This window comes from Vibrio jasicida CAIM 1864 = LMG 25398, assembly GCF_000400365.1.
Classification (GTDB): Bacteria; Pseudomonadota; Gammaproteobacteria; order Enterobacterales; family Vibrionaceae; genus Vibrio; species Vibrio jasicida.
Window position 1 is genome coordinate 34,568 of sequence record NZ_BAOG01000014.1, and the last position, 18,469, is coordinate 53,036.

The window sequence follows — 18,469 nt, forward strand, 5'->3', positions numbered from 1 at the left end:
AATGTGTCCTGCCGCATAGGCAGCTAGGAATTTATTAGGGGTAAATGCTAACCTTAACTTCTTGTGTCCTGCCGCATAGGCAGCTAAGAATAGGTCAGGAAGAAAGCAACCGACCTGCTGAACAAGCAGTTAATAAAAACCATCGAGTTTAGGCTTGATGGTTTTTTTTAACTTCAGCACGGAACTGCAGTCGGCCTCAACTATTTTGTGGCTCTGGCGTCTTAGGTAGCGCAGATGATTGGTATCTAATTTACTAGTTCCAGAGCTTTTATCCCAAAACATTAGCAGTCACTAATTGGGTAGTGTCAAAACAACTGTATAGAACATCTCTATTAGGACAAAAGAAAAAGGCGTCATAATGACGCCTTTTTCTTTTGGTTTACGCTCAAATCTCTTTGATTTGGAGTAGTTCAACTTGAGGGGCTTTGAGCGAGAGTCTTTGCTCAATTATCCATTTATTCACAAAATCTCGTTTTTGTTCTGGGTTTTCTAAGTTCCTCCAGTGATTTCTTACCGAAATACTCGATGGCTCTTTTTCATTGAGGATACGCGTCCATGGTTTATCCATGTAGTCCTTGATAGGTGGCAGCCTCACATCGATACCAGGTAGCGGATACCCTTCATTAAGCGCTGATTGCTGTAATGATTCAAATGTTACCGTCAAAGGTTTAAGGTTTTTACCCGCGATAATGTCTCCATATGGGCGCATGCCATCCACCAAGGTTCCCGTAGGGGAAACGTAAGTAAACTTGAAACGCACGATATACAAATGCTTGCGGTCACTGCTTTTCAATGACTGGCTGTACTGCGCAGTATTGTCTTGTAAAAAGTCAATGGCGCTTTGTGCAAGGTCATCATGGTTGTGCGTACTTTGTGTTTTGTCATGCGCTAGTTTAAAGACTATCTCGTTTTGCATACCGTTGTAATTATTGTTTGATGGGACGACGGTCGTATGTGTTGCGATACTCATTTCCCCACAATAATGCATTGCGCTGTGTATGGTTGGTCCGTCTTTTAACTTCAACTTCATCATCAGTTCACGCCAATTCAGTCGCATAGTCTCGTACTCTTGGCTTGCTAGCTCATCGCCGAATAGGGCAAAACAGACGGCAAACGAGGTTTCTTTGTTCCAATCAAACTCACTGGCTAATGCTTGCTCTGTCCAATCTTCTCCCCACTTTAGTTGACCATCAATTTCAATCCCTTGCAGTACTGTTAGTTGATCGCCGATAACTTGTGGTGTGTTATCGCGGGCTGACGACGATTCACTCATTACAAAATCTTCGATTAAGAAGTCTGTATCTTCAAACTGGCTCAGCACTTCTATTTGGCCATCAAAGTGACTTGTCTGAGGGCTTGAAGCTTTCGATGTCCCGTATTTCGCGGTGAGGTATTCAAGTCTAAATTGGTTATTGGTACCGACCATCCGTACGCCAAGTGCTAAATCGTGTTTCGCGAGACTGAAGGTATATTCCATTTGGTCAAAACCATCATTGTCGAGCACGTGCTCAAATACTGATTGGCCTTTGATAAGTGCTTTCAGCGAGTCGATGCCTTTCACATAAGGGCAGAGCGGTTTTAAACCATGGATGTATACATGGCCGAATGTATAGGTCGGTTCAAACTCAAGGGAATGCAGCTCGAGTTCTTCTTCCTGTAATTGTGGCTGCTGTTCAAAGTACTTTGCTACTGCGCCGTCAGGATCTTGTAATTCTTGCGCGTTCTTTTTAGTAAACAACACATCAAATGCTGGGCCATTGGTGTTAAATCCGATGACTTCAGTGCTGTACGACACCTCTTGTAAGAACATACTCTTAGACTTATGCTCGCCTTCTCCTGTTAAGATCACTTGCAGCATAACGCGGGTTTGCGGTCTGAGTTTGCGTCCGCTTTCCTCTCTCACCCAATCTACGTAAGGTTGCCAGTTGTCCCCTTCTTTAACCAATAAGCGGCTAAAGCCAATGTCTTTCTCCTCGAGTTCGACCTTGGTTAGATTAAAGTCGTTGCAAAACGCTTTTAAGCCTTCTTTTTTGGCTAGATTGATATCGATCACGTCCCCAGTATTTTCGTTTAAATACAACTGACTTTGTACTGGGAAACCAGTGTTAAAGGAGCCACGCACCTGACGACCTTGATCAAAGGCCAAACTGCTTACCGTATGGGACAATGAAGAGTTAAACGCCTTTTTGCGATTGATCCAGTTTAAAGCGAGCGTATTGCCCATATTGACAGGAATGGACCAATTGTCACTCATCACGTATTGCTCGATGAACAAGTCCACTTCGTACTGTTCTATCAGATCATCAAAGCTACGGAACATACCATCCATGCTACTTAAAATTGCTAACAGCTCGACCAATGAGTTCAGAGCGTAGGCTCGCAGTAAAAAGCGTTTAAGTAGCTCGTCGTGATTAACCTGGCTCTCGAGAAAACCGGCTATCTCGCTTGGCTTTAACTCTTTCTGTTCAAGCTTTGTATCCACTTTCTCGTACAACACGATCAACTCTTGGTTAATCATGCTAAGGGTCTTGAGCATGCTTTTTGTGTTGTAAGTATCTTTTAATTTTTTAAACGTCTGATCACCAAACAAGTCGCCATAAAAATCCGTAGCAGCGCCAAGCAATTTGCCGGCTGTGCTACCTGCTAAATAATAAGCGGCGATAGGGGAAGCTGGGGTCCAAAGCGCGACGGTAGCAAGCACATCAATCGCAGAGAAGAAGGCCTCTTTTTGAGCCTCTTTTGCGGTAATTTTAAACCCTTCCCAATATTGGTGAGCCCGGTTTAAGGCGAGGGTACCTGTTCGACTCGGCGGCAGAGAAATTGAGAAATCAGGGATAACCAAGCGAACTTCCACTCTTCGGTTTATAGCAATGTCGGCTGTATCCGAACGGTCACCATGATCGTGGTAACCGCCTTCCTTAGGTAATAATTCAGCTTTACCTTTGGCTTGTGTGACGAGTCTACGTTCAAGCTTTATTCTTTCGTCACCTTGAGTCCCATTTAAAATCCGATCTTTGATTGTATCGATTCGTCTTTGTGAGACGATCAGGTTTTTCTCCTGACTACTGATAGGGCCACCATGGCCGATTAATGCGATCTGATAATCAGGGTTCTCGACCAATAGGTTACGCAGTTTTCCACAAAGCTCCTCATAATTACTGTTGAGTGCTTTTACCTCGTTCTCAAACTCAGCGGAGTTAAATTTGAAGTTGATCCTTACCACGACGCCCATGGCATCGGTGTAGATTTTTGCTTCATTTCCCAGAAAACCCTGTACCTCGGTGGCTTTTGTCTCCCATCGCTCCTTCTCATCAGAGCGTCGCAAATAAGCAATCGCAGAAAGGTACTGTTTGGCATACGCTTTGAGGCTGTCGTGGGCTTGTTCGGCATCTTCGAGTGCATCAATGTGTTTATCATACTGCTCTTTGGTCTCCATCGCGCTTAACCCGAGTTGTATCACAGGTAAAGCTTGATTGGTGCCAGACAGAAAATCTTTGGATAAGCGGCCTAAACCTCGGAATATTTGGGTTTGACCGTTATCCTTGAATGCTTGTTTTATATATGGAATGTCGATGACTGTTTTTCTAAGGATAAGCTTTCTATAATCTTTTACGCTTAATGGGAGCGCCACAAGAGTTTTAGAAATATCAATCGTCTGTTGAGCATCTTTACATGCCGCGAACGCTGCCTTCAAAGACAACCCGCTCATAATGAAGTCGGGCAGGTTACCCGTTTCGGCATTTTCCCATAATGCCTGACCAATGGTTTTGGCCATATCACCAAAGGTGCCGTACACTTTGGCACCCTCGATAGAGAGAAAATCCGAGCTCAATGAATCGTAGGTTTTCATGATAGCCGAGCTCAGTGATAACGAGGCCATCCCAGGTTTAGACTGGTTGTGATACGTGACGCCCTTGCTAGCGTACACACTGTACTCGGGTAACTGGCTAGGAAATTGTTGTATCAGCGTCTCTTCAAGAGTGATCATATCACCACACACACACGCCATTTTGCCAATGCCTGCTGTCTCTTTAAAAACTAGCCGCTCATGCAGCTCGTAAGTGTAAACATCTTGTAGCTTATCGGTGTTGCCGATAAACGCTTTGGATTTTTTTACATTGGCTCTGATGACGCTCTCAGGCAACTTCAGCCGCTGATACAGTTCTTTTTCAAACTCTAGCCATTCTTGCTCGCGAAAGGCGATCCGAATGAGATAGAACCCGTCTTTCGCATCAATGGGATCCAAGTGTAAAAGTGCGCTGGGTAAGACATCATTCTCTCTCCTGTTGTCCCATTCTGGCATCCTTCTGGTAACCGTTTGTGTGGCGAGAATCGTTTCACCGGCAGTCTCAGACTCTCCAGGTTTGATCTGCTTTAAGGGCTGTACCATTGTGACCTCTGCGCCAGCATAAAATGGGTCGGTAAATAGCACCGCACAGGTATGCACGCGAGGGACGATAAAGCCTTGTAGGTATGGTTTCTTTTGTTGTTTGTCATACCAACTGTTATAGGCTTTCTGCTCTTCACTCAGTTTGCCATCCGTTTCCTCTTCATATTTCGCAGCCAATTGAGATGGTTTGATTTTGGTAAGCTTAAACTTAACTCCAGTTTGACGTTTACCATTAGCAACTCCGTCGATAGTCGTCGCAAAATGTTTGATGTTTTCTGCTAATGTCGCGACATCAGATGCGCCTCCGTCTTTGTAATCCGGCGGGGCAATCATTTGTGACAGCCAGCTAATCGGCGGGAAACTCAACTCATAATCGATGTCTTTTTGGATATTCTCTTTGCGCGCACCTGGATGCAAAATCATGAAGTTTTCTTTATCTTCAGTTGCAGGCTCTGCTCCATCGACTTTTTCGCCATTAAGTGGCTGCGCTGCAGATTTCGATAAAGGCTCTCCCATGCCTAACTCGACGATTTTACCTTCTAGGGTTGTGCCCCAAAGTTGAGCATCCTCATCCGCTATCGCGTTCACCATAATCGGCGTCTGGGGAATAGGGCGGATTTTACCGTCTAGTTCTGTCTTCGTAGTTAAGTCCGATTCTTGGTGCCAATTGGGAAAGATATTTTCAAATCCATCGAATACTGGTTCAAAAAAAGCCCCAAATAAATACACTTCTTGGTCAAATTGGAAGCCCATTATTTGGTCTCCTTAAACCAGTCGCCGTTGTTTGCGGTGACGTTGTATACTATCGCAGGGTCGCGCGTACCGTTATTGCTTAGAGCTTGCCATTCCCAAGTTTGTTTGGTCTGGTTATTTTTCACTGACATGCGCATGGCATTGTAGTTGGTTAAGGCAAACTTGCTATTTAAACCAATCGCAAACTGCATTGCGCCTTCTCTTGGTTTAACAACACCTTCTTTTAAATCTACGTAAAAGGCATTGCGAATTCCTGCCGCCCATACCTTGTCCCCTTCTGGACTTATTGCTTGGTACTTGGTCTTCGCTTGCGCGACGGTTGTGCCCCAATTTACCAGCTTTAGCCTCTCTCCGGTTTTTTCGTCAACAATTCCAGTACCAACAGTACCTACATCATATATCAGGCCATCTCTGATAAACCCTGTTCCAGATATTGATGTAGTGCTCTTTTCAACTTTCCCTGTCTTTACATCCCATTTGTAAACCACACGCCCTACTTGTCCTGTTCGGTAATACAAGTAACTGCTGTCCTCCGCCCAAATATAACCAGATGGACCATGCAATTGATGAGGTAGGTCAATCATTTTTTGCTCTTTGATATCAAAGACTTTTACCTGCGTTCCTGCATTCATCGCTACGTAGCGGTTATTTGGTGAACGACTGGTTTTCTTGTAAACAATATCGCGGTTAGTATCTTTGAATGGTAGATCCGTGACCAAACGTAAGTCGGTACCGTCGGTTTTCATACTCCAGACTTTTATTCGTCCTTCATAATCGGTGTAAGCCGGTGCGCCTTTTTCTAGCACGCCTCTCTCAGATAAATTGGCCCAAGTAAATTGCACGCGCGGTAAATCGTATGAGCTGGCGTCGTTCAAATCTTCACGTGGCCACTCTTTAGCACGAAATACATGATAACGAGGGAATTCACCTGCCTGATAGGTACTTGATGGGCTTTCCGCGATTTCCGTCGGCTCCATCGTGTAGTAGTTATGTTCGCCAACGTAGGTGCGGCCATCGTCGCTACACGCCGTGAGCGTAAGTACCGCCAAACAAAGGGATAGTAGTTTTTTCATATTTAACCTAGGAATTCTGAAATTGGTACGTTTTCTTCTAAGACCACCAAACGCTGAAGGCCAGTGGAGCTGTTCGCATGCACTGCTCGGACAATATCAACGGTCTCAACTTCTTCGGGAGGAAACGCAAATCGATGCGTCATATATCCTTCATCATCGATTTTTGTAGAGCGGAAAAATGACTTCGCTATCCAATCGTGCTCGACATTGCGTAGCGCAAAGAAATCATCAGGCTGATCGACCAAAGGCTCATGTAAATAGCGTATCGTCGGTAAGTCGCCGCATGGCGCCATTTTAAATCCGGCGATATTACTTTGTGTAAAACTGTTGATTAACGCTGCCCCAAATGCACTCTCTTTTGCCGTGCCAACCGGAATGATCACGGTCCCGGTATTATCGAAACTCTGCGAATCACTGTATACCTTCAACTCAGCCAATGGCTTGGCGATTGAACTAGGATCACTCTCTAAATTCGCGAGCTCAGCGAGTGTTAATTGAAGTGGAGAGTAGTGCAGATAGCACTCTGACTGGATCTCACCATTGATTTTGTAAGGGACCCAAATGTGAGGTAAAGGCGTACCTTGTGCGACTCTATCGTCACCGTCCCCAGCTTTACTTGGGCTTTTTACTGTTTTAACGGTAATAGGCTCGATGTCTAATGTTGGAAATGCCACCTCAACTTCTTCTTCCGTCAAACGGAAGACACGCGCACTTTGGTCAACATTGAGTGTGCCTGAGTATACTTTATTGCCAGCTTGATACAGCTCAAACGGCTCTTCCCCGACATAATACTCATTCACTAAATTGGCACCATCAATATTGACGTGGCGGAACGCTTTGCCGCCCTCTGGTTCGGCATTACGGTAGTACTCTAAATCGACGTCAGCAAAGTAACCGTTCGGCGCCACCTCTACTTCGCGCCACATCTTGTTGTTCCAAATCACATAGAAATACCCAGAAGAGCACAACTCAGATCCTCCACCACTTTCAAGCATAGGGAGAACAGGTATCAATACATTATCCCATTCTTCCATAGCGGCGTCTTTTTCAACGGGCGTAAGTGCGGTTGCGAGCGGAAGAGTAATGGGTTGCGGTTGGTCAGTACACGGAACTTTAATACAGAGATCTCTGAGTTCTTCACTCAATCCTGCAAATGTGGCAAGGCTACGGTGTTGATTCTCCATGTCGCTTCGTGCATTGGTGACTTTCGGTGCCTGATCTTCTGATTTTAGTAACATTAGACACGCGGCATGGCTTGGCCATTGTCCCGCAAACTCCACCACTATCTTATGTTCTGGGCTAGGTTCGTAAGGCACGTGAGCGTAGTTACGCACCAAGGTGACATCGTCGGTAACGGGCTTGTAGGATGCTTTAGGTGTGCGGCTCTCTTTTATGTCAGCCAATGTCTCAATACGAGATTTAAGTCTAGGCGCATTCCGAAATCGAGCATCATCAAGGGAATGATGGTTTGGTGTATTCGTGAGTGCAATCCAGTTCGCTTGAACAAGCTCCTTTTGCAACGCACTGAGTAAGCCCGCTGTCGATTTTTTTGCCGTTAGTGAGACGCGCTGTGCTAACTCGCGAGGCAAACTTTTCACAACATCAGTTGGATTCCGAAATCGAGAAAATTGTTGTACGCATTCTTCGGGGGTGAGCAGACAAGCAAGATCAGACCGAGAGAGCTTGGCGCTGTTGATGAATCTTATAGATGGATGCATTGGCAGATCTCCGTGGCCAAGTCGTTAAAACAAAGTGGCCACGGTGATAAGTTAAGCTGATAAGACTTAATTTTAACGATTTGGTGATTGATAATCGTTTACCCATGTATGGGGTATTTCCATTATTTGCTCTAACCAGATGTATTTCAATTAAAAAATAATAAAAAGCCCGCTTTACATTAGGTAAAAAAACCACCAATAACAGCTAAATTTTGAAAATTACCACATTAAATCGGCTATGAGTGGCAAAGTAGCCGTCATATTCACATCGTGAGTCGCTAAATTGAATATAAAAAAACGAGATCTTAATCACTATTTCTACTCTACAGGGAATAAAAAAGCCGTTTAGTTGCTCGTGAGTGGAAGCTCTAATAGGGGCAAAGAGTCAACAAGGCTACTTGAGTGATGAAATGTGAGAAGTGATATCAGGTTGGGATGTGGGAGCTTTTCCCATACAAACTGTTCAAGATTGATTCGAAATGAAGAGCTGCCAAGGTTGAGCGTAATCTTGCAATTTGAAGTTATTTTAGAGGGGGGCATGTGGTAAGAATTTTTGGTGTGTTTTGTTGGTTTGTAAGTATCACTTGTATTTCTTTACAGGTGCATGCAGAGAGTCAATATTCCATTTTAGAAATGATAGACATCCCAAAAGGTAACGTTGATCTGTATACATGTCCTGATGACACTAAAATTTGCAGTGAACCAGAGTTTATAATGCGCACCATTGCAGTACCTCCTTTTCGTATCGGTAAATTTGAAGTCACGATGGAACAATGGGACGCCTGTGTTTCTGATGGAGGCTGTCAAAAGCCTAAGTCTAGCTGGGCATATAAAAATCGTCATATAAAAGAGCCGTGTGTAGAGGGAGAAGTCTGCCAATACCCTGATGATATGGGATGGGGGCGTGGCACCCGTCCCGTTATCAATGTAAGTTATTCTGATGTGCAGGGTTATATAGATTGGGCTAACTCCAAGTTTGGCAAAAAGTACCGCTTACCTACGCGTGCTGAATGGGAGTATGTCGCGAGAGCAGGTATGTCGGAGAGTTATGATTGGGGAAAACAACCTAAGGCCAGCAACGTTAACTGTAGTAACTGCGGCACTGCTTGGAGTAATAAACAAACGGCAAGAGTAGGCTCTTTTCCTCCGAACCGGTTTGGTGCTTTTGATATGCTAGGAAATGTCGGTGAATGGGTAGACCAATGTTTACCTCAACGAGTAAAAGGAAGCCAAGAATGTGCAGTTTACTTGTTCGTCGGCGGAGGTTGGTTTTTACCGGGGCAGGACTTAGTCCCTAATTCCTATTGGTCACGACATATAGACATTCGAGAGCCATATGTAGGTTTTCGACTTGTTGAAGATATATAATATGAACACTTACTGCCACTGTTTTAGAAACCACATTTTGACTGCTTCTAGTGTTGTGTAACTTTCTTACACCTAACCTCTGTGTTTTTGTTGAAGCTGACCAAAAGGACATGTTATGGTTTTAAATCTTGACAAATTATGGTTTCAATCGATATGTAACTTGTTGAGTTTAAACTATGTGGTTGGACGCATTATGGTTTTAGCGACAAAAAGCCTCGCTTATACAGCGAGGCTTTTTCGTTTCTGCTCTGTAAAATACTCTCTCAAACCTTTTCCCTTCCTCCCAACTGGCTATTCGTCTGGCTGGTGGCTTCTCATTACTCATAACCAAATTTGTATGCAGTATTCAGCCGTGTCTCTTGTGATTTCTCTTTTGTTTTGGAGTGAATAAATATGCTGATTGCATGGTTCGAACGGGATGTATTTCGACTAGCTAAATTTGGTCATTCTTTATTAGCAATTTTTCTATCTCCCCTTGCAAATCTTTTCGGATAGTTTGCATTTTTGTCACGCTTGTTAGCCACTCTTAATAAAACCATCGTGTAGAAAAATTACACTTTTCGGGAAAAATGAAGTGTTTTTTCAGTCTAATCGGGGTCTTATTCATGTTCATTTACACTTAATTGATCTTTTGTATGACAAAATAAAATTGAGATTGATTGGGGTCAAAGATTCGCCCGCATTCGCTGTCTGGCTATCTGAAAGTTAATTACAAGTATTCATCGGTTCGGGTAGGTTATTTTTACTCGCTGGCATAACACTGAATAGATTCTTGATAAATATTCAAAATGAAAATAAACGGTGCAACGGTGACTAGCGAGGCGATTTAACTCAATTCTATTCAGCGAATGCTTTTTATCAGTTTGAAATTGTACTGATGTCGCTTGAATGCTTTTTGGAGACCCCCATGACTAAAAAGTGGTTTACTGAGTCGGTTGAAGAAACACTGACTCAATTAAATGTATCAACTGAGCAAGGTTTGACTTCGGAAGAAGTAGAGCAGCGTCAGGCTGAACACGGCAAAAACGAGCTACAAGAGCAAGAAGGCAAATCTGCCCTTGAGCTATTCCTACACCAATTTAAGAACCCATTGATCTTCATTCTGGGTATTGGTGCGATTGTTTCCTTCTTTACTGGTCACCTTGTGGATGCGATTGCCATCACTGTGATCATCTTCATCAATGCCATCATCGCATTTTGGCAAGAGTTTAAAGCTCAGAAGGGCATGGAAGCGCTGCGCGAAATGGCAGCCCCAACGGCACAAGTTCGTCGTAATGGCGAATGGATTGATGTGTTGGCACGTGACATTGTGCCGGGTGACATTCTAAAGATTAATACGGGCGATATCCTTGCTGCGGACGTGCGCATCATTGAAGCAAACCGTCTTGCGGTAGATGAAGCCGCGCTTACTGGTGAGTCTGAGCCGGTTGATAAAATCGTTAAGGTGATTGAAGACGAAACCGTCGGCCTTGGTGATCAGCGTAATATGGGCTTTATGACCACGATTGTGACCACTGGTACAGGCTTGGGTGTGGTTGTCAGCACAGGCATGAAGACCGAAGTTGGCCACATCGCGGACATGATGGCAAACACTGAAGAAACCAAAACACCAATGCAAGAGCGTATGGATACCATCGCAAAAACCTTGATGGTTGCGGCTTTGGGTGTGGTGGCTGTGGTTTGTGGTATCGGTCTTTACCACGGTATGCCTTGGCTGGAGATCTTGAATACGGGTATTTCGCTGTCGGTAGCTGCGATTCCAGAAGGTCTGCCAACAGTTATCTCAATTGTGTTGACGATGGGCTCAACGCGCATGGTGAAGAACAACGCATTGGCGAAGCAGCTTTCTGCAATTGAGACGCTGGGTTCAACCACGGTTATCTGTTCAGATAAAACCGGTACGCTGACACAAAACCAAATGCAGGTAATGAAAGCGTACGACGCAAGTGGTCGTTACTGGGAAGTGTCAGGCAAAGGCTTTAGCCCTGAAGGTGAATTCAAACCTCTAGGCCACACGGTTGATGCAAAGCAAAGCCCAGAGATGATGAAAGGCTTAGTGGTTGCGACCCTGTGTAATGATGCGGAGTACATCAAAAATGGTGATAACTCGTCTGTGCGTGGTAACCCAACCGAAGGCGCATTGATTGTTGCAGCGGCAAAAGCGGGTCTGGAGCAATCAGACATGCTATCGACAGGCGGTTACTCTATCGTAGAGAAGTTCCCGTTTGATTCTGCACGTAAGATGGCGTCAGTGATTGTTAAAGGTCCGGATGGTAAGCACTTCCTTGCTATTAAAGGTGCGCCAGATGTGGTGTTACGCAATGCCTCTGGTTTTATGGTTGATGGTGGTGAGCTACCAACAGCTCCAACCATGTCGACAGGTAACCTTGCGTTAGCGGCAAGCCCAGCAGAAGAGGTGATTGCGAACTACGAAGCGGCAATTCAGGACTTTGCAGAGCAAGCGCTTCGCACTTTGGCAGTAGGTTATAAAGAGCTGACTGAAGATGATCTCAAGCGTGATCCTGCTGAGCTAGAGAAAGATGTGACCGTACTTGGTTTGTACGGAATCATGGACCCTCCACGTCCAGAAGTTCGCGACGCAGTAGAAAGCTGTTATAACGCAGGCGTTCGCACGGTGATGATCACCGGTGACCACGCACTTACTGCAGCGGCAATTGCACGTGAAATCGGCATTATCCGCAGTGAAAAAGACTTGGTCATTACGGGCGCACAACTGGATGAGATGGATGATGAAGCGCTACGTAAAATCTGTCCTGAAGTTGCCGTCTTTGCTCGTGTAACACCAGAACACAAACTGCGCATTGTTCAAGCTCAGCAACACAATAATGAAGTGGCAGCGATGACAGGTGACGGCGTGAACGACGCGCCAGCTCTTCGCCGTGCGGACATCGGTGTTGCAATGGGTATCACTGGTACATCGGTAGCCAAAGATTCGGGCGATTTGATTCTACTGGATGATAACTTCAGTACGATCGTGAAAGCCGTGCGCCAAGGTCGTCAGATCTTCGATAACTTGCGTAAGTTTATTCGCCAAGCACTGACGGCGAACGTGGGTGAAGTGTCGGTTATCTTATTTGCTTTCTTGATGATGGGACCTGAGGCGATTCTACCACTCACGCCATTGATGATTCTTTGGATTAACCTAGTCTCTGACGGCTTGCCTGCTTTGGCGTTGGGTGTTGAGCCAGAAGAGAAAGACTTGATGGAACGTAAGCCGCGTAAGCGTAACGAAAGTTTCTTCAGCGACCATCTGGGTACACGTATTGTGACGCGTGGTTTGGCATTAGGCGGTATGAGCTACTTGGCGTTCAACTGGGCACTGAGCAGTGGTCAAAGCGCGCAGTATGCACAAACGATGGCGTTCGCAATGCTGATTTTTGCTCAGCTATGGCACTTGTTCGATTCGCGCAGTTTTAGTTCGCTATACCGCAATAACCCGTTCACCAACAAATACCTCTTGGGCGCAGTAGCATTATCGGCAACGCTGTCCCTTGGCGTGATTTACACCGGTCTTGGTCAGTTGATCTTTAACACAGAGGCACTAAGTGCTGGTCACCTATTTGGTGTGATTCTTGTGTCTTCGCTACCGACATTCATTTTGTCTGGTATTAAAGAGATGACGAAAACCAAAGTCGTTTAAGAATGGTAATGTCGATTCTTTCAGCATAGGGAAGCGACAGATGCCTAAAGCCCGCCGAGAGTGATAGCTTGGCGGGCTTTTCTTTTCTCTCAAGCAAGGCATCTCTTTAGCTGTGCGAAGGTTTACTCTATAATCCCCCGTTTTCATCTGGTACTTCACCAACTTTCATCTGGGATATTTTCATGATTTCAAAAAACCAACTAAAACTGCTGCGTGCTTTAGGTCAAAAGAAGCAGCGTAAAGCGCACGGCTTATTTCTGGTTCAAGGTGAAAAGAACGTACTGGAATTGGCGAACAGCTCACTCACGGTAAAGCAGATTTTTGCGACGGCTGAGTTTCTGGAAGAGCATCGTCAAGAACTCAACAGTTTCGAATGTATTGAAGCGACACTAGATGACTTAACTAAAGCAAGTACGCTGGTGAGCAACAATGCAGCCATTGCTGTGGTTGAAATTCCAAACGTAACAGTGCCTCAGGCAAAAGGCTTGATGATCGCATTGGATGGCGTTTCTGATCCAGGCAACCTAGGTACGATCATTCGCGTAGCAGATTGGTACGGTATCAAGCACATCATCGCGAGCACAGATTGTGCCGATCCATACAACCCAAAAACCATCAGTGCAACCATGGGCAGCTTTGGTCGTGTTCAAGTGAGCCTAGTAGACCTACCAAGTTACTTGGAAGATGCAAACTTGCCAGTGTATGGTGCTTTCCTTGAAGGCGAGAGTGTGCACAAGACGGAATTCTCAGCAGAAGGTATTTTGTTGATGGGCAGCGAATCTCATGGTGTGCGTGAAGCGGCGTCTAAATTTGTGACTGACAAGATTACTATTCCAGCATTTGGTGGTGCAGAGTCTCTAAATGTAGCAATGGCGACAGGTATTATTCTGGACAACATGCGTCGTCAACACAGCTAATCGCAGCGACGAATCATAGATACAAAAAAAGCGTAACGAGCCAGACTTTTTCAAGTTGAGGTTCATTACGCTTTTTTCGTTTTAATGCGCTTATTTTTCTAGCATGCCCAACTTGTTTGGCACGCCGTTCCACTTTTCCGCTTCATCCATTGCTGGCTTCACTTCAGTTTGTACCGGCCAGATTTCTGCAAGTTCTGCGTTGAGCTCTTTGTAGATCACTTGATCTTCTGGCAGCTCGTCTTCTTGGAAGATGGCAGCTGCGGCACATTCGTCCACGCACAAGCCACAGTCGATGCACTCAATCGGGTTGATTACCATAAAGTTTGGGCCTTCGTGGAAGGCATCAGCAGGGCATACCGCGACACAGTCAGTGTATTTACATTGGATACAGTTATCGGTTACGACAAACGCCATGATAATCAGCTCTTAAGTTAGTCAAAATTGAAGAATGGGGATAATACTCATCCCAAGGCAAAATTCAACATTCGCTACGTTAATTCCGCCGCGCAACTTGGATTTAGTATGACAGACAAATCAATTTCTCGTAAAATGCGCGCCATTGTGAGCTGACTGCTTTTTCACCCTCGATATTAACGAGGAGAAAATAGTAGTTCTGGCTAAGACACCTACCATAACGAGACATCACATGATTCGTATTAATGAAATTAAACTTCCTCTTGATCATGAGGAAGGCGCGCTATTGGACGCGATTACTAAAAAGCTTGGCATTGCTGCTGAGAAAGTTATCTCTTTTAATGTCTTTAGACGCGGCTACGATGCTCGTAAGAAAACTAATATTCATCTTATCTACACGCTAGACATCATCGTTGAAGGTGATGAAGAAGCGTTGCTAGCGAAATTCGAAAAAGATCCGCACGTTCGCCAAACACCAGATATGGAATACAAATTTGTTGCGAAAGCACCAGAGAACCTAACAGAACGCCCAGTGGTGATCGGTTTTGGTCCTTGTGGTCTGTTTGCGGGTTTGGTTTTGGCTCAAATGGGTTTTAACCCAATCATCGTTGAGCGTGGTAAAGAAGTGCGTGAGCGTACTAAAGACACGTTCGGCTTTTGGCGTAAGCGCACACTAAACCCGGAATCAAACGTGCAGTTTGGTGAGGGCGGCGCGGGTACTTTCTCTGATGGTAAGCTTTACAGCCAAGTGAAAGATCCAAACTTCTACGGTCGTAAAGTGATCACTGAGTTTGTAGCAGCAGGCGCACCAGAAGAAATTCTATACGTAAGTAAGCCGCACATCGGTACCTTTAAACTGGTAACTATGATCGAGAAGATGCGCGCGAAAATCATCGAACTAGGTGGTGAGATCCGCTTCAGCACTCGTGTTGATGATGTGCATATGGAAGATGGTCAAATCACAGGCGTAACGCTATCAAACGGTGAAGAGATCAAATCTCGTCACGTTGTTCTGGCAGTTGGTCACAGTGCTCGTGATACTTTCGAAATGCTGCATGACCGTGGCGTTTACATGGAAGCGAAGCCATTCTCTGTTGGTTTCCGTATTGAACATAAACAAGCGATGATCGACGAAGCGCGTTTTGGTCCAAGTGCAGGTCACCCAATTCTTGGGGCAGCGGACTACAAACTGGTTCACCATTGTAAGAATGGTCGTACGGTTTATAGCTTTTGTATGTGTCCTGGCGGTACTGTTGTTGCTGCAACTTCTGAAGAAGGTCGCGTAGTAACCAACGGTATGAGCCAATATTCACGTGCAGAGCGTAACGCGAACAGCGCAATCGTAGTGGGCATCTCTCCAGAAGTTGACTACCCGGGTGATCCTCTGGCGGGTATCCGTTTCCAACGTGAACTAGAATCGGGCGCTTACACACTCGGCGGTGAGAACTACGACGCACCAGCACAGAAAATTGGTGACTTCCTGAAAGGTCGCGATCCAAGTGCATTGGGTGATGTTGAACCATCGTTTACACCTGGCATCAAACTGACTGATCTTTCTAAGGCGCTTCCACCGTTTGCAATCGAAGCGATTCGTGAAGCGATTCCAGCATTCGATCGTAAGATCAAAGGCTTTGCTTCTGAAGACGGTCTACTGACTGGTGTTGAGACGCGTACGTCTTCTCCAGTTTGCATCAAGCGTGGTAAAGACTTCCAAAGTATTAATCTGAAAGGTTTCTTCCCAGCGGGCGAAGGTGCAGGTTACGCGGGTGGTATTCTTTCTGCGGGTATTGATGGCATTAAAGTCGCCGAAGCGGTTGCTCGTGATATCGTTGAAACAATGCAAAATGCATAATTTCAGCAGATAATAATTTGTCGAAAGCCAGCCCAATTTGAGGCTGGCTTTTTTGTGCGTGATGCATAGCTAATTAACCTAACCCCTTTTTCTTTTCCGAGTTTAAGCCTGTTTGTTTCCAGTTTGTTCCTTATTTCATCGCATTCTGTCAGATCTTTCCGTGCGGGTGGAGTACAACATAAATATGCAACTGATCTTTCATTACTCTATCTTATGAATCTATTGTGACTGTGATTAATAGACAACGCCTATAAATAAAATTGCCATTTTCCATTTAGTAAAATCAAGAAATTAGACGACACTTATCTTAAAGGCAGCAAAAATGTGCCGCTAAGGAGATAAGAATGCACTCACTAAAAGTAAAAGATTACATGACGTTGCAAGCGGTGACTTTCACCAAAAACATGTCGCTCACAGCGGCTTTGGATAAGGTGATGCAAAGTGTTACTCTAGGTGGTCCCGTTATCGACGAAAACGAGAAAGTCATTGGATTCCTTTCTGAACAAGACCTTTTAGACAAACTCGTTAAAGCCAGTTACCACTGTCAGGATACCCACACAGTAGAAGAGTGCATGCACGAAGATGCACTGTCTGTGTCACCAGAAATGTCCATCATAGAACTAGCAGATATGATGAAGGTGGGGAAACCGAAAATGTACCCAGTGGTGGATGATAAAGATAAGCTCGTCGGTGTAATTACTCGCCGTGATGTATTGAGGGCTATCGGGAAGACGCTAAACGAATGTTTCAAACATCCTGTTTAAAGCCAAAATAATAAAAGTTCAGACAAAAGACGCCTCGGCGTCTTTTTGTCGTTGAGGAAGAATATGTCCACGCAAGACGCGAAGTTTGTCCAAGGTTCTACCATGCGCCACATCTTAGTGATGTCTGGCGCAGGTTCAGTTGGTTTGATGGCGTTGTTCGTCGTCGATTTACTCGATATGTTGTTTATCAGTATGTTGGGGCAAGTTGAATTAGCGGCTGCCGTTGGTTTTGCTGGGACATTGATCTTTTTCTCAACGTCAGCTTCGATTGGCACGTCAATCGCGATGGGAGCACTGGTCTCCAAGTCTATTGGTGCAAAGGACTTTGACCGAGCGAGGTTGATGAGCGGCAGTATCATGCTCACTGCCTTTATGATCAGCTTGGTTATCACTATTGGCATGTACATGCACATTCCCGAGCTCTTGGCTGCGATTGGTGCAGAGGGCGTTGCCGCTGAAAGAGCCGAAGCTTACCTTAATATTCTACTTCCAAGTGCTCCTATTCTCGCCTTAGGCATGTCAGCAGGCGCAGGTTTGCGTGCGGCGGGAGATGCTAAACGTTCCATGTGGGCCACCTTAGCGGGAGGCATTGTTAACGCTATTCTTGATCCTCTGTTTATTTTTGTCTTCAAATGGAATGTTGAAGGGGCAGCAGCTGCGTCGGTTATTGCTCGATTTACCGTATTGGCTTTCTCGCTCTATCCATTAGTGAAAGTGCACAAGTTGGTTTCATTCCCGGATTACAGCATCCTCAAAAACAACCTTAAGCCAATTCTAGCCATCGCTGTGCCCGCTATCATTACTAATACCGCAACCCCTATTGGGAACGCTATTGTAACGACGCACATTGCGCATTTTGGGGAAGACTTTGTGGCTGGTTTTGCCGTTATTGGACGTTTGACGCCAGTCTGTTTTGCTGTGATTTTTGCTTTATCAGGTGCGGTAGGGCCGATTATTGGACAAAACTTTGGTGCAGAGCGAATGGATCGCGTGAAAAAAACGCTGACGGACTCGTTGTTAGTCACCACGATTTATACACTTTCGGTGTGCGTTGTACTGTATCTATTGCAAGACTACATTGTTGCGATGTTTAGCCTTACTGGTGATGCTGCAATCATTGTAGTGGCCTTCTGCACTTATGTGGCAATCAGCTTTGTGTTCAATGGCACTCTGTTTGTGGCAAATACCTCGTTTAACAACCTTGGTAAGCCACTTTACTCGACAGCATTGAATTTAGGTAAAGCGACGATTGGTACCTTACCTTTTGTGTACTTTGGGGCGCAATGGTATGGCGCGCTTGGTGTACTCTATGGACAAGCGGTCGGTACCATCGTGTTCGGCTTGCTGGCATTGGTTGTGCTAAATAAACACATTAAAGATCTGATGCAAAACTTTGGCGAAGACTTGGTGGAAGACGACCCTGCGATAACGTGCGTAAATACTCAGCCTTTCTGTTCTCACGATGCGGTTTTGATCGATGAAGTCGTCACCGCCTTAGAAGAAGAAAAAGCGTAAATTTTAATAATTTCACATAAACACTCTTGACCTTGGAGTAAGCT

General features: G+C 45.1%; 10 protein-coding genes. 6 read left to right on the forward strand and 4 right to left on the reverse strand.

The genetic code is table 11. The annotated features are described in order from the left end of the window. Window positions 1-385: 385 nt before the first annotated feature. The 3 genes from VJL_RS03795 to VJL_RS03805 are packed head-to-tail and all read right to left on the reverse strand — an operon-like array spanning window position 386 to window position 7,814. Window positions 386-5,143, reverse strand: a complete 4,758-nt coding sequence (locus tag VJL_RS03795; RefSeq protein ID WP_038875888.1) for an OmpA family protein — start codon at window positions 5,141-5,143, stop codon at window positions 386-388. Then, on the reverse strand, window positions 5,143-6,216 hold the full coding sequence (locus VJL_RS03800) for a TolB-like translocation protein (protein WP_038875889.1): 1,074 nt from the start codon (window positions 6,214-6,216) through the stop codon (window positions 5,143-5,145). Before VJL_RS03800 ends, VJL_RS03795 begins: the two co-directional genes overlap by 1 nt. 2 nt (window positions 6,217-6,218) lie before the next feature. Next, a complete protein-coding gene (locus tag VJL_RS03805) occupies window positions 6,219-7,814 on the reverse strand; it encodes a hypothetical protein (protein WP_050568808.1) in 1,596 nt (531 codons plus the stop codon). Between the two features lie 660 nt (window positions 7,815-8,474). Here VJL_RS03805 and VJL_RS03810 point away from each other — a divergent pair. The 3 genes from VJL_RS03810 (at window position 8,475) to VJL_RS03820 (ending at window position 13,880) form a co-directional block, all read left to right on the forward strand. Then, window positions 8,475-9,302 carry a formylglycine-generating enzyme family protein gene (locus VJL_RS03810; protein ID WP_038875892.1) on the forward strand — a complete coding sequence of 276 codons (828 nt, stop codon included), beginning with the start codon at window positions 8,475-8,477 and terminating at the stop codon, window positions 9,300-9,302. Window positions 9,303-10,209: 907 nt separating this feature from the next. Next, window positions 10,210-12,963: a cation-translocating P-type ATPase gene (locus tag VJL_RS03815; RefSeq protein WP_038875894.1), complete on the forward strand. Its 2,754-nt coding sequence runs from the start codon at window positions 10,210-10,212 to the stop codon at window positions 12,961-12,963. Between the two features lie 182 nt (window positions 12,964-13,145). Then, on the forward strand, window positions 13,146-13,880 hold the full coding sequence (locus VJL_RS03820) for an RNA methyltransferase (RefSeq protein ID WP_038875896.1): 735 nt from the start codon (window positions 13,146-13,148) through the stop codon (window positions 13,878-13,880). 90 nt (window positions 13,881-13,970) lie between these two features. Here VJL_RS03820 and fdxA read toward each other — a convergent pair whose 3' ends face one another. Beyond that, window positions 13,971-14,294: a ferredoxin FdxA gene (gene fdxA, locus VJL_RS03825; RefSeq protein ID WP_038875897.1), complete on the reverse strand. Its 324-nt coding sequence runs from the start codon at window positions 14,292-14,294 to the stop codon at window positions 13,971-13,973. A 232-nt stretch (window positions 14,295-14,526) separates the two neighbouring features. Here fdxA and VJL_RS03830 point away from each other — a divergent pair, with 232 nt between their 5' ends. From VJL_RS03830 to VJL_RS03840, 3 genes are all read left to right on the forward strand, one after another. Next, on the forward strand, window positions 14,527-16,146 hold the full coding sequence (locus VJL_RS03830; RefSeq protein ID WP_038866640.1) for an NAD(P)/FAD-dependent oxidoreductase: 1,620 nt from the start codon (window positions 14,527-14,529) through the stop codon (window positions 16,144-16,146). 344 nt (window positions 16,147-16,490) lie between these two features. After that, window positions 16,491-16,910 (forward strand): CBS domain-containing protein, encoded by a 420-nt coding sequence (locus tag VJL_RS03835; RefSeq protein ID WP_038866642.1) that lies wholly within the window; start codon window positions 16,491-16,493, stop codon window positions 16,908-16,910. 63 nt (window positions 16,911-16,973) lie between these two features. Next, window positions 16,974-18,425, forward strand: coding sequence for an MATE family efflux transporter (locus VJL_RS03840; protein WP_038875899.1), 1,452 nt, complete (start codon window positions 16,974-16,976; stop codon window positions 18,423-18,425). The last annotated feature ends 44 nt before the right edge of the window (window positions 18,426-18,469 follow it).